Origin of the sequence: Eggerthella sp. BIOML-A1 (assembly GCF_009875595.1) — a bacterium.
GTDB lineage: Bacteria > Actinomycetota > Coriobacteriia > Coriobacteriales > Eggerthellaceae > Eggerthella > Eggerthella lenta.
Genome location: NZ_WWRZ01000009.1, coordinates 215,356 through 231,185, shown reverse-complemented (window position 1 = coordinate 231,185; position 15,830 = coordinate 215,356). Strand labels below are relative to the sequence as shown.

Genomic DNA, 15,830 nt, shown 5'->3' with positions numbered 1-15,830 from the left:
GCGAAAACCACGGCTTTCGGGCGACAACGCGCGCGGATCGTCCCTGGACGCACGAACGGCCCGGTCATCGACCGAGCCGTTCGCTGTGCTTGCTGCAGAAGCGCTATTCGGCGGCAGGAGCCTCTTCGACGAGGGCGTCCACCGCGGCGGCTTCCTCGGCCGTAGCCTCGGGAGCGGTCTCGGCGGCAGCCTCAGCCTCGGCGGCCTTCTTAGCCTCGGCTTCGGACTTCTTGGCGAACTCCTCGGCGCGCTTGGCCTTCTCGGCGGCCTTCGCCTCGCGCTCGGCCTTCTTCTTGGCCTCGGCCTCGGCGATAGCGGCGGCACGCGCGGCCTTCTTGGCGGCCTCGCGCTCGGCCACGGTCTCCTTTGCGGCACCGAACTTGTCGGCGAAGCGCTGGACGCGTCCGCCGGTGTCGACGAAGCGCTGCTGGCCGGTGTAGAACGGATGGCACACATTGCAGATGTCGATCTTCAGCTCAGGCTTCGTCGAACGGGTCTGGAACGTGTTGCCGCAGCTGCACTTGACCGTGCAGTCCACGTACTCCGGATGAATACCCTGTTTCATTATGGTTCTCCTTTACGGGCCTTGGTTTCCGACCAAGGCGAAGACAAGCCTTTGCACTATAGCACAGTCGACGCCGCAACGCACGCGTTTTCTCCGGAAATTCCCAACCTAAGCGAGGAACGCCTCGTTCACCGGAAGATGGTACGCCTCGGCGATGCCGCGCAGGCCCTCGTCGGGAATGGCGCTGGCGAACCGGTCGCTGCCGCCGTTCATCGCGCGCGCCTGCGCGTAGACGGTCGCGGCCTTGTCGATGGTCTGCGCCAGCCCGAACGTCGAGTCGAAGTCGTTCCCAGCGCAGAACAGGCCGTGGTGAGCCCAAACGCATGCGTCGTAGACGCGCATGGCGTCGGCCGTGGCGCTGGCGATCTCGGGGCCGCCCGGCACCATCCACGGCACTACTCCGATGCCCTTCGGAAACGCGATCATGGCCTCCATCAGCATCTTCCACAGCGCACGGGTGAACGTGCGCGCATCGAGCGGCAGCACGTTGGTCAGCGCCACCACGTTTGCGGGATGGGCGTGGTACAGCACCCGGCCCGTGCCGCCGGTCGCCTCCTTGCGTACCGACTGGATGGCTGCGTGGCTGGGGAACTCGCTCGTGGGCACGCCGCCGTTCTTGAAACCCCACACGATGCGCCACGCGTCGCCCGCGGCGTTGACCTCCACGATGCCCGCGCCCGTGTCGGGGTCCAGCGCCACGTTGCGCATGTGCGCTCCCGCGGCCGTCACCAGGAAGAACTCACCGCCCAGGTTGGCGACCTGCACGCCTAGCGGCACCCACGAGCTGGGATTGTCGTAGAAGAACGAGCGGCTGGATGCCACGTCCTCCGGCGCAAGCCGGTACGACGCGTTGCCGCCGTTGCTCTCATGCCATCCCTGGCTCGAGCCCTCGCTGCACAGGCGCGCGAACCCTTTCACGAACGCCTGCTGCTCCACCGCCACGCCCGAGACGGCGCCCTTCGCCGCCGACACGCCGCGGTCGAGCACTTCCTGCGCATTGTCGAAGAAACCCATGGTCAACTCCTTATCCGAAGCCTATCGTCCGTTATCTGCCGCATACGGCCGGCACCGTCCGCCGCGGCCTATAGCCCGCCGTCGCCTTCGCCGGGACGTATCTGCACGACGTACATCACGTTGGTGGCGGCCGCCGCGCCGTCGCCCGGCTCGCCGATGGTGGGACTCGTGGAGGGATCGCCCGCCGTGAACACCGCGAGGTCGCCCGGTCGCACGAGCCCGTTCTCCAGCACGGCGTCGTGCGCCTGCTCGACGACGTGGCGCATGTCGCCCTGCACATCGCCGAGCATGGGCGTCACGCCCCAGTTGAGCTGCTGCTGGCGCATGACGCGCGGAAACGGCGTGACCGCGAGGATGGGCACGCGCGGGCGCAGGTTCGACACGAGGCGCGCCGTGCGACCGGACATCGTAGGCGCGACGATGCAAGCGGCGCCCACGTTCTCGGCCGTCTGCACGGCGGCCAGCCCTACGGCCAGCGCCACGCGCGCCTTGTCGCGGCTGCGGTCGGGCGCGCGCTCGTCGAACAAGTAGGGCTCGCTCGACTCGGCGATGCGCGCCATCATGCGCACGGCCTCCACCGGGTAGCGCCCGCCAGCCGTCTCGCCCGACAGCATCACGGCATCGGTGCCATCGTAGATGGCGTTCGCCACGTCGCCCACCTCGGCGCGCGTAGGACGCGGGTTGCGTATCATAGAGTCCAGCATCTGGGTTGCCGTGATCACCGGCTTCGACGCACGGTTCGACGCGCGGATGATCTCCTTCTGGATGTGCGGCACCTTGTGAGCCGGCACCTCCACGCCCAAGTCGCCACGCGCCACCATCACGCCGTCGGCCGCTTCGATGATGCCCTCGAAGTTCTCCACCGCCTCGGCGCATTCGATCTTCGCGATCAAGCACACGCCCTCGCCGCCGTGCTCGTCGAGGAAACGCCGCAACTCGCGCACGCCCTCGGCGTTGCGCACGAACGAGGCCGCTACGAAGTCGACGTCCTGATCGATGCCGAAGACGAGGTCGGCCCGATCCTGGTCGGTCATCACGGGCAGCGGCACGCTGGCGCCGGGGATGTTGACGGACTTGCGCTCGCCCAACAGCCCGCTGTTGCGCACCGTGCAGCGGATGTCCGAGCCTTCGACCGCCTCCACCCGAAGCTCGATGAGCCCGTCGTCCAGCAGGATGGGCTGGCCGGGCCCGACGACGCGCGCCAACCCCGCGCAGGTTTGCGAGACCAGCTGCGCCGTGCCGTCCACCACGCGCTCGGTGAGCACGAGGGAACCGCCCTCCCGCAGCTCCACGGGACGCCCGCCCGCAAGCGCGCCCGTGCGGATCTCGGGGCCGCGAGTATCCAGCAGGATGGCGCACGGCGAGCCGAGGTCGCGACGCACGCGTTTCAGCAGATCCATGCGCGCCCGGTGTTCGTCGTGCGAGCCGTGCGAGAAGTTGAAGCGCGCCACGTCCATGCCGGCGGACAGCAGCCCGCGCAGGGCGGCCTCGTCGTCGACGGCAGGTCCCAGCGTGCAAACGATCTTCGTGCGTCTTGCCATGCTCCTCCTCGATCGCGCCCGTTCCGTGGGATCCATCATACCGTGAAATCCCCGCGAGCCCCCGTCGCGCCGCGCCAATCCGACGAGTCTGCACACAAGCGCGGGGTCTCCGAGCCGCAACGGGCTTCGAAGCCGCCTTCGGATCCTCGCGCGCTGCGCGAGATCCTTCGACTCGCTTGCGCGCGCCCAGGATGGCGAACGGATATCCGCTAACTCAGGATGGCGACATGCATGCTCTTCCCTTCCGAGCAGACGTCCCGACCGCACGCCTGGCGCATGACCTCCCGAGAAAACGTCTCGCCCCAGGGATCGCACGCCCCGTCGGACGACCTCCCAAGCAGCTTGCAGACGCACGGAGGCTCCCCTGATGGCGAAGCATCGAATTCGGAAGAAATCGAGCGCCTCGGTGGAACCCTGCGCGCGGCGGCGAAAGAAGGGACGCCCGCGACCAGGAGCGATACAGGAGGAGGCCTCCCGACGAACCCGCAGCACCGTCGGGGACTTCCGAATTCGATGCTTTTTCGCCATCCGAGGAACCGTCGAAAGCTCGGAGGCCATGGCGCGCGGGCGAGACGGATGCGGGGATGGGCCGCTCGGGCGGCAAGCGCGACGCATGGTGCGAACCCCGCGCAGCCGCGCCGCGCGGGCAAAACGCCAAACGCGACCGAACGAGTGTCTAAACGCCCATTCAGAACAAATGTTTCACGTGAAACATCCGCAGCGGAAACACGCGCGCCGACCGCGACGCAAACGAAAACGCCCGCCCCGCGAAGCGGGACGGGCGCGTCATGCGCTAAACGCAGGGCCGTCTACACCTCAGCGACCCAAAGGCCGTGCAGGTTGCAGTACTCGTACACCTTGAGAGCCTCATCGCCTTCGGCAATGGCGAAGTCGGCGACGGGAGCATCCTCCGGCGTCAGCTCGACGATCTGGTAGCCGTTCTTCGTGACCAGGCAGATGAACGTGATGTAGTGCTCCGGAGTCATGGGATGCAGCGTGCTGCCCACCTCGACGTGCACGTTCGAGCCGTCGACGCGCACCACGGGCACGTGCTTCTCGACCGCGGCATCGGTGGTATTGGCAGTGAGCTCGGTCATCTTCTCGCCACAGCACACCAGCGGCACGCCCGCGTCGAACGGCTTGATGGCGATGTTGCCGCAGTGCATGCACTTGTAGAACTTGAGATCCATGGGAAGTCCCCCTTCGTCGTCTGATAAAACTTGCAGCCAATATGATCTGTTGCCAGTTTAGCTTCGCCCGGCAAGCAAACCGTTACCGCAGGCAAGGTTGCCGCCGAACCGTAACCAATCGCACGGCTTAGCGAGTCGAAGCCTCGAGGAGCCGTGCGTTCGATTCCCTTATATGTTACTCAGATTGTTTCATTTCAGGAAGCCCTTTTTGGGGCTTTTTCACGACAAGCGCATAAACCAGCACGCCGGCGCCCACGAGGATCAGCGGCACCGATAACAGCTGCCCCATGGTAAGCCAGCCACCCCATAGATAGCCCAGCTGCGCGTCGGGCTCGCGCACGAACTCGACGAGGAAGCGGAAGCATCCGTACATGACGAGGAACGTGCCCAGAAACGTGCCGCGCGGACGCGGCGGCATGCGTCGCGACAGCAGATACAGTACGGCGAAGATGACGACTCCCTCGAGAAAGGCCTCGTAAAGCTGCGACGGATGGCGCGGCATCGTGCCCGCGGCGCCTCCGAACACCACGCCCCAGGCGGCGTCGGTGGGCGCGCCCCACAGCTCGCCGTTGATGAAGTTCGCGCAGCGGCCGAACAGCAGGCCCAGCGGCGCGCCGATGCAGCCGAGGTCGGCCAACGTGAGGTACGGGATACGAGTGAGCTTCGCAGCCGCGATGCCCGCCAAAAGCGCGCCTATAAGCCCGCCGTGGAAGCTCATACCGCCTTTGTTGAACGCGAGGATCTGCTCGGGATGCTGGAAATAGTACCCCTCGCCGTAGAACAGCACGTAACCCAGCCGTCCGCCCACGATGACGCCTATGATGACGCAGAACATGATGGTCAGCAGTGAATCCGCATCCACACGCACGCGCCAGCGGCGCGCGACGCGCCAGATGACGAGGCCCGCGAAAACGAAGCCCAGCACGTAGGCGACGCCGTACCAGCGCACGGTGAACGGGCCGAACGCGAACAGGACGGGATCGATGGATTGGTAGATGTCGTTGAGCATGTCGTTCCTTCGCAGCCCGCGCGGCACGGGCATTCGGTTGTCGTTCGAACCGCATAGAAAAAAGTTCCGCCGGCACGATGCCGGCGGAACCGCTACTCAAGGCCCATGCCGGCGCCCACTTCGAGGGCGGCGAACCGCACCTCCTCGTACAGCTGCGGCGGGATGGGCTGCATGCTGGACACGGTGGCTTTGCAGTGCGGGCAGCGCAGCGTGAACATCGCGAGATCGGCGCGCACCACCATCATGGACTCGTAACGGCACACGTCCAAACCGACCGCCCCGCACGCAGGACAGGTCACGCCTTTGCTCATAGGTTCACGCTCCTCTCGCTTCGTCGCCCGCCTTCCTTCATCTTCATTGTAGCAGAACTCGTCGAGCGCGCTCCCGCGATTGGAAACGCCCCGGCAACGCAGGAGAGGCTCCTCACGACCCGACGACGCGCTCCAGGAAGAAAGCATGCACGCGGGAATCGTCGGTGAGCTCGGGATGGAACGCCGCGGCCAGCGCGCGGCCTTCGCGGACGGCCAGCGGCTCGCCGTCCTCGGACGTGCTGAGCACCTCCACGCCCGCGCCGAGGTCGGCGAAGCGCGGGGCGCGGATGAACACGCCCTTCACCGGCCCTCCTTCGATGCCCGCCCACGGCACCGTCGTCTCGAACGAGTCGATCTGCCGCCCATAGGCGTTGCGGCGGATACGCACGTCCATCAGCGCCAACGGCTCCTGGTCGGGGCGGGCCCCCTCGATGTCGCGCGCCATGAGTATGGCACCGGCGCACGTGCCGAACACGGCCATGCCGGCCGCATGCGCGGCGCGCAACGGCCCGTACATGCCGTGGATGGCCAGAAGCTTCGCGATGGCCGTGGACTCGCCGCCCGGGATCACCAGGCCGTCCAGCCTTTCCAGCTCGGATGGCCAGCGCACGAGGCGCGTGTCGGCCCCCAGGCCTTCCAGCATCCGCCGATGCTCCCGGAAGGCGCCCTGCAAGGCCAGGACGCCGATCGTCTTTCTCACAGGTTCCATTGACACCTCCCTGGTTGGCGTAGTAAGTCAGCGAGGGGCGCCGAGGCGCGCCGAATTCGCGCGATGGCGGAGGCGCCGCGTACTTCGGTACGCAAGCCTTCGACATCGCGCGAAGGCGGGGCACCTCGGCACGCCGCAGCGTCGAGCAGTTCCGGCGGCTGGCAAGCCGCCGGAACCCGCCTTACCAGCCGCGGCCGGCCATGAGCTCGTTCTCGGGGATGTCCGAGATCTCGATGCCCACCATGGCCTCGCCCAGATCGCGCGAGACGCGGGCGATGGTGTCGGGGTCGTCGTAGTTCGTCGTGGCCTCCACGATGGCCCGGGCGCGCTTGGCCGGATCGCCCGACTTGAAGATGCCGCTGCCCACGAACACGCCGTCGCAGCCCAGCTGCATCATCAGCGCCGCGTCGGCGGGCGTGGCGATGCCGCCGGCCGAGAAGTTCACCACGGGGAGGCACCCGTGCTCGGCCACCCACTTCACCAGCTCGTAGGGCGCCTGCAGGTCCTTCGCAGCCGTGAACAGCTGCTCGTCGCGCAGGCCCTTGATGCGGGCGATGTCGGTGGTCACGGTGCGCATGTGGCGCACGGCCTCCACCACGTTGCCCGTGCCCGGCTCGCCCTTCGTGCGGATCATGGCCGCGCCCTCGGCGATGCGGCGCAGGGCCTCGCCCAGGTTACGCGCGCCGCACACGAACGGCACGTCGAAGTCCCATTTGTTCACATGGTACTCGTCGTCGGCCGGGGTGAGCACCTCGCTCTCGTCGATGAAGTCCACGCCCAGGCTCTGCAGCACCTGCGCCTCCACGAAATGCCCGATGCGGCACTTCGCCATGACGGGGATGGACACGGCCTCCACGATGCCCTCGATCATGGTGGGGTCGCTCATGCGGGCCACGCCGCCGTGCGCGCGGATGTCGGCGGGAACGCGCTCCAGGGCCATGACGGCCACCGCGCCCGCGTCCTCGGCGATCTTCGCCTGCTCGGGGTTCACGACGTCCATGATGACGCCGCCCTTCATCATCTCCGCGAACCCGGTCTTCACCTTCAGCGTGCCGTGAGCCTGCTCTGCCATCGTCTCCCTTTCGTCGGTTCTTTGCTGGTATGGGGGTAGCGCGCGGCCGCGCAGATGTCCTGCACGGCCGCGGTTGCTCGCTGCGATTGTCGCGCGCTCCTCGCGGATGCGCGCGTTTCGAACCGGTTCGCCCTGCTAGAGCAGAAACCGGTTCGGATTGCCCTGCCTCGTGACTTCGCCAGTGCGCTCGGCCACGCCAGGGCCGTGCTCCAGGAAGTGCTCGCAGAAGCGACACACCTCCTTGACGGCCGCGTCGTAATCGCGCTCGGGATTCAGCAGCTTGTTGAAATCCTGGCACACCTCGTGCGTCGAGCGCGTGCATGCGGCGAAGCGGCAATCGGCAGGGCACGGCTCGCCCGGGATGTTGTGCGGGCAGCGCGACATCATCTCCTCGTCGCACCCGCGGCGTTCCCAACACTGCGCCATATCCGCCTCCTTCGCCTTCGAGATCGATCCGGTTTACAGGTCGGCCGGAACGACCTTCGTCACGCCGGGAACGCGCTCCTTGAGGATGCGCTCCACGCCGTTGGCCAGCGTCATCTGGGACATGGGGCAGCCCTTGCAGGCACCCTGCAGCTCCACCGACACCACGCCGTCCTCGTTCACGTCGACGAGGCGCACATCGCCGCCGTCCGCCTGCAGGCTGGGGCGGATGAGCTCGAGCACCGCCGCCACATCGTTCTTGTCTACCATGGCAAAGCTCCTTCGTTGAACTTGAACATCTTGCTTTCAGGTGCCGATTCTACCACAGTCTACGATGTGGGCTTCCAATCCTTGCCGAGAACCACCAACACGTCGGTATCGAACGTGTAGAAACCCGCCCCGGGCACCGTACGGCCCAGGCCGAGCGACGCCACCACGGTTTCCGCCGCCGCCTCGAACGCGTCGTCGTTGTACACGACGAGCGTCTCGTCGTAAGCGTACGTGTCGGTGTTGCCCGTCTCGGTCACGTCGAAGCCGCGGTCTTTCAGCGCGTCGGCAATCTGGCCGGCCCCGCCCGTCACGCCCGAGCCGTTGCGTACGGTGATGGTGAAGCTGCCCGGATCCACCTGGGGCGCCGTTTGCTCCACCACGGGCTCGGAACCGGCCGCCACGAGCTCCATCATGCTCTTCCAGGCATCGGAAGACACCACATACGAGCTCGCGCCATCGCGCGCGGTCTCGTAGCCGGGCACAAGCGCCCCGTACACCGAGGAAGAGTCCACACCGCGAAGCGCATCGGCGACGGAAAGCGCGGCCGCAGCCGAAAGGTCGGTCTGGAACGACCCTCCCACGTTGTCGAGCGTGGCGAGGAAGCTCAGCCGCCCTTCCCCCAGAAGGCGCAGCGACAGTGCCGTGAGCAGCTCGCGCTGGTTCGCCGCCTGGACTTCGAGGCCGTTCGAGAAGTTGCTGGCGCGCAAAAACGTGAGCGCCTGCGCGCCGTCGAGCGTCTGGGTGCCCGCCGGCAGGTAAGCATCGCCCGCGTTCGGGTCGTCCACCTCCTCGGCCACGTTCACCTCGACGCCGCCGAGGGCGTCCACGAGGCGCACGATGGATTCGGCGTCGGTCTTCACGTAATGAGCCACGTTCACCCCTGCGAAGTCGGCCACGGCCGACACGAGCGCGGCATCGCCCTCCTGCGTCGAAGCCTCGCGCAGCGGGTGCTTCTTGCCGTCCTTCAGCGACACCTGCAGCGTAGGCGGAATCGAGACGACGGTGACGACGCGGGTCTCCTCGTCGACGCGCACCAGCGCGATGGCGTCGGGGCCGTCCGTCGCATTCGCCGAGCCCGGCGCATCGAGGTCGGCCGACACCACCGTGTAGAACGCCTTCGCATCGGCCTTGGGAGCAACGAGCGCCGACGCTGCATCGGAATCCTTGAGTCCGAGCTTCGCGTCGAGCGACCCGAAGAACGTCGCCACGCCGACGGCGGCGGCGACGGCAACCGCCACGAGCAGGCAGACCGCGATCGCGACGATGCGGCGGATGCGCGCCTTACGTTGGATGTCCTGGGCGAATTCGCGACGGCTGACGCGGCGGGCGTATTGCGACGAGCTCTCGCCCGACGATGTGACGGGCAGAATGGTTTCCACGATGCCGCGAGCCGCGCGCTTCCTTTTGCGCGGGCTGGAGAATCCCACCGCCTCGCCGTTCATATGACGCGACGAGCGTCGCGGCACATGGGTGCCGACCGTTGCCGACCTCATGCGATGCGACGTAAGTTTCGCACGAGCCTGCGTCAGGCCCTGCTTGCGTTTGTTGACCATGGGCGCTCGCTACCGGGACATCTGGGCTTGCTCGGTTTCAGCGCGCACGACATCGGCGCCGAGAGCGCGCAGCTTGCCCACGTAGTCCTCGTAACCGCGATCGATATGGCCGATGTTGTGCACGCGAGTCTCGCCCTCCCCCGCAATGCCGGCCAGCACGAGAGCCGCCCCGGCGCGCAGATCGGTGGACGACACGTCGGCGCCCTGCAGCACGTCCACGCCGCGCACGAGGGCGTGATGGTCCTCAATGGCGATGTCCGCGCCCATGCGCATGAGCTCGCTGGCGAACATGAAACGGTTCTCGAACACGTTCTCGGTGATGACGGACATGCCGTCGGCGAACGCGGCCAGCAGCATGAACTGCGCCTGAAGGTCGGTGGGAAACCCGGGATGCGGCAGCGTCTGCAAGTCGATGGGAGCCAGCGGGCGCGTGCGGCCCACGGTGATCCAGTCGTCGCCCGTCTCCACGTCGCAGCCCATGGCGCGGAGCTTCATGAGCGCAACGCGCAGATACGACGGATCGATGCCGTGCACGGTGACGGGACCGCCCGTCAGCGCGCCTCCGGCCAGGAAGGTGCCGGCCTCGATGCGGTCGCCCACCGTCGTGTGCTCGCAAGGATGCAGCGAAGAAAGCGGCACGCCCTCGACCTCGATGATGTCCGAGCCCGCGCCCGCGACGCGCGCCCCCATGGACACGAGCATGTTCGCAAGATCCACGATCTCGGGTTCGCGCGCGGCGTTCTCTATGACCGTGGAGCCCTCGGCCGCCACGGCGGCCATGAGCAGGTTCTCGGTTGCTCCCACACTGGGGAAGTCGAGTACGACGTGCGCGCCGTGCAGCCCGTTGGGCGTGCTGGCCTCAAGGAAGCCGTGGTCGATGGAGAACTCCACGCCGATGGCCTCGAGGCCGACAAGATGCATGTCGATCTTGCGAGCGCCGATCTGACAGCCGCCCGGCATGGCCACGCGGGCGCATCCGAAGCGGCCAACGAGCGGGCCGAGCACCGAGATGCTCGCACGCATCTTCGACACCAGCTCGTAGGGGGTCTCGTGCTTGTCGATGGCGGAGGTGTCCACCGTCAGCGTATGGCCGTCGCGCTCCACCCGCGCGCCCAAACAGCGCAGCACGTCGGACATGATGCTGATATCCGAGATGAGCGGGACGTTATGGATGGTCGTTTCCCCCTGGCCCAGCAGCGCGGCGGCGATCAGCTTGAGCGCCGAGTTCTTCGCGCCCGACACGGCGACGTCGCCGGCCAGCGTGTTGTTGCCCTGTACGATGATGATCTCTTCAGCCATGGAAGCATCCTCCGCGCCCGCGACGACGAGGGTCCGGGCGTTGGTTTCATTGGGTGGCGGACGCCGTCCGAGGCGCCCTTCGCGGTACCCACCATTATAAGAACAGGGAGGCTGCGCGCCCACCATCATCACAACGAAAGCAGAAGGGCCGATAGCTGCTGGTACCGAAACGAAAAACGCAGGTTGGCGCAGCAAGACAGCGAGAAGCCCCCTCGTGCCGATCCTCGCCTCGTTTCGCGGCTGAGCGTACTTCGGTACGCGAAGGCAAGCGAAAAAGGGCTGAGGATCGGTGCGAGGGGGCTTCGCAGCGTCGAGCGATTCCGACGGCCATCAGGCCGCCGGAACGCAGCTATTCACCAAGCACGAAGCGCTTGAAGTCGACGATCTTGATCTCGCCGCCCAGGCTCTTCGCAACCTCGGCCGTGTAGTCGTTCACGGACTGGTCCGGGTTCTTCACGAAAGCCTGCTCGGTCAGCGTGCTCTCCTTGAAGAACTTCTCCAGGCGGCCGACGGCCATCTTCTCCTGGATGGCCTCGGGCTTGCCGGACTCGGCGGCCTGAGCCATGTAGATGGCCTTCTCGTGCTCGACGACGGCCGGGTCGACGGCCTCGCGGGTGGCGGCCACCGGAGCGGCGGCGGCAACCTGCATGGCCACGTCGCGGCCGTACTGCTTGAAGCCGTCGGACGCGGGGTCGATGCCCTCGACATCGAACTGCACGAGCACGCCGATCTTGCCGCCGCCGTGGATGTAGGACGACACGGCGCCGCCCTCCACCACCGCGAAGCGGGCGAGCTGGATGTTCTCGCCCAGCGTGTGGATGGCGTCGGTGACAACGGCTTCCACCGTCTCACCTTCGGCGTCGGCGGCCTTGAGGGCGTCGAGGTCGGCGGGCTTGGCGGCCAGGGCGGCCTTGGCGATTTTCTCGGCGTAGGCCTTGAACTTGTCGTTCATGCCCACGAAGTCGGTCTCGCAGTTCAGCTCGACGACCGCGCCGGACGTGGCGTCGTCGGAGACGATGGCCATGACGGTGCCTTCGTTGGTGGCACGGCCGGCCTTCTTGGCCACGGCGGCCAGACCGCGCGTGCGCAGCACGTCGACGGCCTTGTCCATGTCGCCGTCGGCCTCGACGAGCGCCTTCTTGCACTCCATCATGCCGGCGCCGGTCATTTCACGGAGTTCCTTGACCATGGAAGCGGTAACAGCAGCCACGTTGTTCCTTTCTCTCACGATGCCGCGGCCTTGGGACGCGGCGGGGTGTCGAGCGCCGCCGCGCGGGAAGGGCGCGACGGCGCGTTCAGTGCAATAGATGCGCAGATCAGCTTATTCGGCGGCAGGGGCAGCGGCCTCGGCGGGCGCGGCCTCGGCGGCAGGGGCCTCCACGGCCTCCACGGCGGCAGCCTCGACGGCGACCTCGCCCATGTCAGCGGCGGTCATCGGCACGCCCACGCCGGCGATGACGGCGTCGGCGATGAAGTCGGCCAGCAGGCGGACCGAGCGGATGGCGTCGTCGTTCGCGGGGATGCCGTAATCGACGTCGTCCGGATCGCAGTTCGTATCCAGCGTGCCCACCACGGGGATGTCGAGGCGGCGGGACTCATGGATGGCGATGGCCTCGCGGTTCGTGTCGATCACAAACACGGCGTCGGGCGTGCGCTTCATGTTGCGGATGCCGTTGAGGTTCGTCTGCAGCTTGGACAGCTCCTTGCGCAGCAGGATCTGCTCCTTCTTGGGCAGCACGGCCATGCGGCCGTCGGCCTCCATGGCCTCCAGCTCCTCCATGCGGTTCACGCGGGAGCGGATGGTCACGAAGTTGGTCAGCATGCCGCCGAGCCAACGGGCGTTCACGTAGGGCATGCCGCAGCGGTTCGCAGCATCGGCGACGGCCTCCTGGGCCTGCTTCTTCGTGCCCACGAACAGCACGGTGCCGCCCTTCTTGGCCAGCTCGGACACGAACGTGTACGCCTGGTCGAGGCCCACGAGCGTCTGCTTGAGGTCGATGATGTAGATGTCCCCGCGGCTGCCGAAGATGTACGGCTTCATCTTGGGGTTCCAACGGCGCGTCTGATGGCCGAAGTGGCTGCCCGCATCGAGCAGCGAGGTGATGCTGACTTTCGTCATGACTCTCTCCATTCGTTAGTCCTCTGCCTGCGGTCATCCCCGAGCCCCGCAGCCTTTTTCGGTTGGCCACTAGCGGAGCGGGTCGCGCAAGCATGCGTAATTAGAAACCGCAGAATTATACCACGCCGCCCAGCGTTTGCAAGCGGAAAGCGCAAAAGGGCGCGGTTGTGCGCGGTTGCCCACAACCGCGAGCGGATGCGGCGAATTCACGACCGGCCGACGGCGGCACCCACGTTCAAGCCGAAGACGAGCTGCGCGACGAGATCAGGAGTCAGTACGACGCCCTCGAAGGAGGGATTGGATCGTGAAATCGGGGGCGCCGTTGTAGAAGGACACGTCGACGCGGCGGTCCATCATGACGGAGTGGACGAGCAGAGCGGCTGCGGCGGCGAAGCAAGCGAACAGCCACAACGGCACGAACGAGAACATCTGAATCGATTGGAGCATGCCGGGCATGAACATGCCCAAGACAAGCAGCGCGACACCGCCACCGACGCCGAACAACTTCCGACGGCGCGCTTCCGCCTTCTCCTCCGGCGTGTAGCAATCCTCGACCACCGGATGCTCCTTGCGAAACGCCGCATGGCTGCGATACGTCGGAACGAAAAAGCACAGGCCGAGCGCGATCCCTACGAGGTGGACGATGATGCTCGCCGAAACCGTCGCGCTGTTGTAACCGCCGCCCGTCACGAACATCGCCACCCCAAAGCTCATGACGATCACCGCCACGCCCGCAGCGACATCCCACGCACGGCGGCGCATGTGCTCGTCGTAGCCGTCCTTATCGACAGGCGTGGCTGCGGAGGCTGGCTCGGCCTCCACGATCGCCTCGCTCGCCGTCGCGCTGCCGGTTGAGTCGCCTCGCACGAGGTCGTCGAGCGAGCACTCGAACAGGTCGCACAGCTTGATGAGCTTGTCCATCTCGGGGTAGCTTTTCTCGGCCTCCCACTTCGCCACGGACTGGCGGCTCACGCCGAGCAGCGTCGCAAGCTGCGCCTGGCTCAAATCGCGCGTTCCACGCAGATGCTGGAGGTTGTCTCGGAAGCTCATAGGATTCTCCTCTCGCTTGCCTTCTCTCTACAGCATGCACCGAAACCGCGGTTCCCTCAACCAACTTTCGGATGCTTTTCACGGTTTTTCTCGACAACCGGAAGTTGTCACCGCTGCTTACCGGCCGGTTTGCGCATGGCGCGCGCATAGAAGAACGCGACCAGCAGCCCCGCCACGGCGATGGCGACGGCGATCGAGAGCGTGTGCGCGAACGCCGACGCGTACGCCGCCGCCTTCGCCGCGCCCGCGGCCGTGTCGCGCAGCACGTCGGCCGACAGCACGCCGACGAACAGCGACGAGCCGAGGGCCGAGGCGATCTGCACGGCCGTGGAGTTGATAGAGGCGCCGGCGGAGTACATCGCGGACGGCAGCGTTCCGAGCGCCGCGGTCTTGGACGGCGCCACCACGAACCCGGCGCCTGCGTACACGGCCGCCGACGACAGTATGATCAAGACGGCGACCATGCCCTCGGCCGAGAAGAACGCCGCGGCCTGCCCCGCCAGCACCAGCACGAGGCCTGCGGGGATGAGCGGCCACGCGCCGTGCTTGTCGAACAGCCGACCCCCGAGGAACGTGAACGCCGCGTTCACCAGCACGGGCCCCAACAGCAGCAGGCCGGCAAAGAACGCCGTGCGGCCCAGCGCGCCCTCGTAGTACAGCGGCAACAGGATGCTCATGGAGAACGACGTGAGCATGCCCACCATGACCAGCAAGATGCCCACGGCGAACCGAGGACGGGCAAGAGGATGCAGGTCGAGCAGCGGGTCCTTCAACGAGAACTGGCGCCAGGCGAACAAGGCCAACAGCACTGCGCCCGCCGCCAGCGCGATGACGGAGGGGCCGGCGTCGTGGGTGATCTCGCCCAGGCCGTACAGAAACGCGGCCAGCCCGAGCGGGCCCAGCACCACGCTGAGCGCGTCGATGGGGATGCGGACCGACGAAGGACCGCCGCGGATGCGGAAGAAGCCGACCGCAAGCAGCGCGGCGGACATGGCGAGCGAGACGACGAACATCGAGCGCCACCCGAACTGCGTGAGCGCGAAGCCCGAGACCGTGGGGCTGACGGCAAGCCCCACGGCGATGACGCCGCTGTTCAGTGCAAGGCGCGTGCCGCGCACCTCCGCCGGCGAGTTCGCCATGATGACGCTCGTCACCGACGGGAAGAACAAGCCCGTGCCCACCGCCTGCACGAGGCGGCTGGCGAACAACATGGGGAAGTTCTGCGAAACCAGCGCGAACGCGCTTCCGAGCGCAAGCGCCCCCGCCCCGACGAAGAACACGCGGCGCAGCCCGAGACGGCGCAGCATGAACGCCGCCAGCATGATGGCCGTCGCGGCAACCACCATGTACCCGACGATCACCCAGTTCGCGATGGAGAGCGTGATGCCGAAGCGCTCCGCCAGCTCGGGCAGGGCGACGTTCATCATGCTCTGCCCGAACGAGGCCGTGAAGGAGCACGCCAACAGCACGGGCAGCATGCTGGCCGTGCTTTCCCTGAACTTGCCCGCCTTTCCCATCCGACCGCCTTTCCTCGTTCGCGAACCCGCCCGCCTCCGGCTCTTGCAAGCGGCAGAAGCATCCAGTGTAGCGACGCGGTCGAAGCGGGCTCGCCCGCGTTCCGAACACGCAACGCTCCGGTTGCGAAACCGATGCACGGCCGACGCGGCGCTGCGCTTGCTTCGCCCCTTGGATTTTTCCGGTAGTC

16 protein-coding genes are annotated in these 15,830 nt (G+C 66.9%); all 16 read right to left on the bottom strand.

The window, feature by feature from the left end; all coding sequences use genetic code 11:
* Positions 1–103 precede the first annotated feature (103 nt).
* A complete protein-coding gene (rpmE, locus tag GT590_RS12540; RefSeq protein ID WP_009304752.1) occupies positions 104–565 on the bottom strand; it encodes a 50S ribosomal protein L31 in 462 nt (153 codons plus the stop codon).
* A 108-nt stretch (positions 566–673) separates the two neighbouring features.
* Entirely contained in the window at positions 674–1,579 is a 906-nt protein-coding gene (gene rhaD / locus GT590_RS12535) for a rhamnulose-1-phosphate aldolase (RefSeq protein ID WP_009608842.1), read from the bottom strand.
* Positions 1,580–1,647: 68 nt separating this feature from the next.
* Complete coding sequence (gene pyk / locus GT590_RS12530) at positions 1,648–3,120, bottom strand: pyruvate kinase (protein ID WP_086414717.1); 1,473 nt, start codon at positions 3,118–3,120, stop codon at positions 1,648–1,650.
* A gap of 809 nt (positions 3,121–3,929) precedes the next feature.
* Positions 3,930–4,310 carry a desulfoferrodoxin family protein gene (locus GT590_RS12525; RefSeq protein WP_009304755.1) on the bottom strand — a complete coding sequence of 127 codons (381 nt, stop codon included), beginning with the start codon at positions 4,308–4,310 and terminating at the stop codon, positions 3,930–3,932.
* A gap of 175 nt (positions 4,311–4,485) precedes the next feature.
* A complete protein-coding gene (lgt, locus tag GT590_RS12520; protein ID WP_009304756.1) occupies positions 4,486–5,319 on the bottom strand; it encodes a prolipoprotein diacylglyceryl transferase in 834 nt (277 codons plus the stop codon).
* A 92-nt stretch (positions 5,320–5,411) separates the two neighbouring features.
* Positions 5,412–5,630, bottom strand: coding sequence for a hypothetical protein (locus GT590_RS12515; RefSeq protein WP_009304757.1), 219 nt, complete (start codon positions 5,628–5,630; stop codon positions 5,412–5,414).
* Positions 5,631–5,742: 112 nt separating this feature from the next.
* Positions 5,743–6,339 carry a pyridoxal 5'-phosphate synthase glutaminase subunit PdxT gene (gene pdxT / locus GT590_RS12510; RefSeq protein WP_157003610.1) on the bottom strand — a complete coding sequence of 199 codons (597 nt, stop codon included), beginning with the start codon at positions 6,337–6,339 and terminating at the stop codon, positions 5,743–5,745.
* Between the two features lie 181 nt (positions 6,340–6,520).
* Positions 6,521–7,411, bottom strand: coding sequence for a pyridoxal 5'-phosphate synthase lyase subunit PdxS (gene pdxS, locus GT590_RS12505; RefSeq protein WP_009304759.1), 891 nt, complete (start codon positions 7,409–7,411; stop codon positions 6,521–6,523).
* Positions 7,412–7,546: 135 nt separating this feature from the next.
* Positions 7,547–7,837, bottom strand: a complete 291-nt coding sequence (locus tag GT590_RS12500) for a hypothetical protein (RefSeq protein ID WP_009304760.1) — start codon at positions 7,835–7,837, stop codon at positions 7,547–7,549.
* A gap of 33 nt (positions 7,838–7,870) precedes the next feature.
* The gene (locus GT590_RS12495) at positions 7,871–8,104 is read right to left on the bottom strand and encodes a NifU family protein (RefSeq protein ID WP_009304761.1); all 234 of its coding nucleotides are present in this window, start codon (positions 8,102–8,104) and stop codon (positions 7,871–7,873) included.
* A 59-nt stretch (positions 8,105–8,163) separates the two neighbouring features.
* Positions 8,164–9,657 carry an LCP family protein gene (locus tag GT590_RS12490; protein WP_114558118.1) on the bottom strand — a complete coding sequence of 498 codons (1,494 nt, stop codon included), beginning with the start codon at positions 9,655–9,657 and terminating at the stop codon, positions 8,164–8,166.
* Between the two features lie 9 nt (positions 9,658–9,666).
* Positions 9,667–10,956 carry a UDP-N-acetylglucosamine 1-carboxyvinyltransferase gene (gene murA, locus GT590_RS12485; RefSeq protein WP_114558117.1) on the bottom strand — a complete coding sequence of 430 codons (1,290 nt, stop codon included), beginning with the start codon at positions 10,954–10,956 and terminating at the stop codon, positions 9,667–9,669.
* A gap of 349 nt (positions 10,957–11,305) precedes the next feature.
* Positions 11,306–12,166, bottom strand: coding sequence for a translation elongation factor Ts (gene tsf, locus GT590_RS12480; RefSeq protein WP_057385030.1), 861 nt, complete (start codon positions 12,164–12,166; stop codon positions 11,306–11,308).
* A 111-nt stretch (positions 12,167–12,277) separates the two neighbouring features.
* Positions 12,278–13,075: a 30S ribosomal protein S2 gene (rpsB, locus tag GT590_RS12475; RefSeq protein ID WP_114550396.1), complete on the bottom strand. Its 798-nt coding sequence runs from the start codon at positions 13,073–13,075 to the stop codon at positions 12,278–12,280.
* A gap of 264 nt (positions 13,076–13,339) precedes the next feature.
* Positions 13,340–14,125 (bottom strand): helix-turn-helix transcriptional regulator, encoded by a 786-nt coding sequence (locus GT590_RS12470; RefSeq protein ID WP_114550364.1) that lies wholly within the window; start codon positions 14,123–14,125, stop codon positions 13,340–13,342.
* 107 nt (positions 14,126–14,232) lie between these two features.
* Positions 14,233–15,642 (bottom strand): MFS transporter, encoded by a 1,410-nt coding sequence (locus tag GT590_RS12465; RefSeq protein ID WP_114550363.1) that lies wholly within the window; start codon positions 15,640–15,642, stop codon positions 14,233–14,235.
* Positions 15,643–15,830: the final 188 nt, after the last annotated feature.

Bases quoted from the DNA above. Each gene is read 5' to 3' on its own strand.
- GT590_RS12495 (WP_009304761.1), bottom strand. From the start codon at position 8,104: ATGGTAGACAAGAACGATGTGGCGGCGGTGCTCGAGCTCATCCGCCCC.
- rpmE (WP_009304752.1), bottom strand. From the start codon at position 565: ATGAAACAGGGTATTCATCCGGAGTACGTGGACTGCACGGTCAAGTGC.
- GT590_RS12525 (WP_009304755.1), bottom strand. From the start codon at position 4,310: ATGGATCTCAAGTTCTACAAGTGCATGCACTGCGGCAACATCGCCATC.
- pdxT (WP_157003610.1), bottom strand. From the start codon at position 6,339: ATGGAACCTGTGAGAAAGACGATCGGCGTCCTGGCCTTGCAGGGCGCC.
- rhaD (WP_009608842.1), bottom strand. From the start codon at position 1,579: ATGGGTTTCTTCGACAATGCGCAGGAAGTGCTCGACCGCGGCGTGTCG.
- pdxS (WP_009304759.1), bottom strand. From the start codon at position 7,411: ATGGCAGAGCAGGCTCACGGCACGCTGAAGGTGAAGACCGGGTTCGCG.
- rpsB (WP_114550396.1), bottom strand. From the start codon at position 13,075: ATGACGAAAGTCAGCATCACCTCGCTGCTCGATGCGGGCAGCCACTTC.
- murA (WP_114558117.1), bottom strand. From the start codon at position 10,956: ATGGCTGAAGAGATCATCATCGTACAGGGCAACAACACGCTGGCCGGC.
- pyk (WP_086414717.1), bottom strand. From the start codon at position 3,120: ATGGCAAGACGCACGAAGATCGTTTGCACGCTGGGACCTGCCGTCGAC.
- GT590_RS12490 (WP_114558118.1), bottom strand. From the start codon at position 9,657: ATGGTCAACAAACGCAAGCAGGGCCTGACGCAGGCTCGTGCGAAACTT.
- lgt (WP_009304756.1), bottom strand. From the start codon at position 5,319: ATGCTCAACGACATCTACCAATCCATCGATCCCGTCCTGTTCGCGTTC.
- GT590_RS12465 (WP_114550363.1), bottom strand. From the start codon at position 15,642: ATGGGAAAGGCGGGCAAGTTCAGGGAAAGCACGGCCAGCATGCTGCCC.
- GT590_RS12470 (WP_114550364.1), bottom strand. From the start codon at position 14,125: ATGAGCTTCCGAGACAACCTCCAGCATCTGCGTGGAACGCGCGATTTG.
- GT590_RS12500 (WP_009304760.1), bottom strand. From the start codon at position 7,837: ATGGCGCAGTGTTGGGAACGCCGCGGGTGCGACGAGGAGATGATGTCG.
- GT590_RS12515 (WP_009304757.1), bottom strand. From the start codon at position 5,630: ATGAGCAAAGGCGTGACCTGTCCTGCGTGCGGGGCGGTCGGTTTGGAC.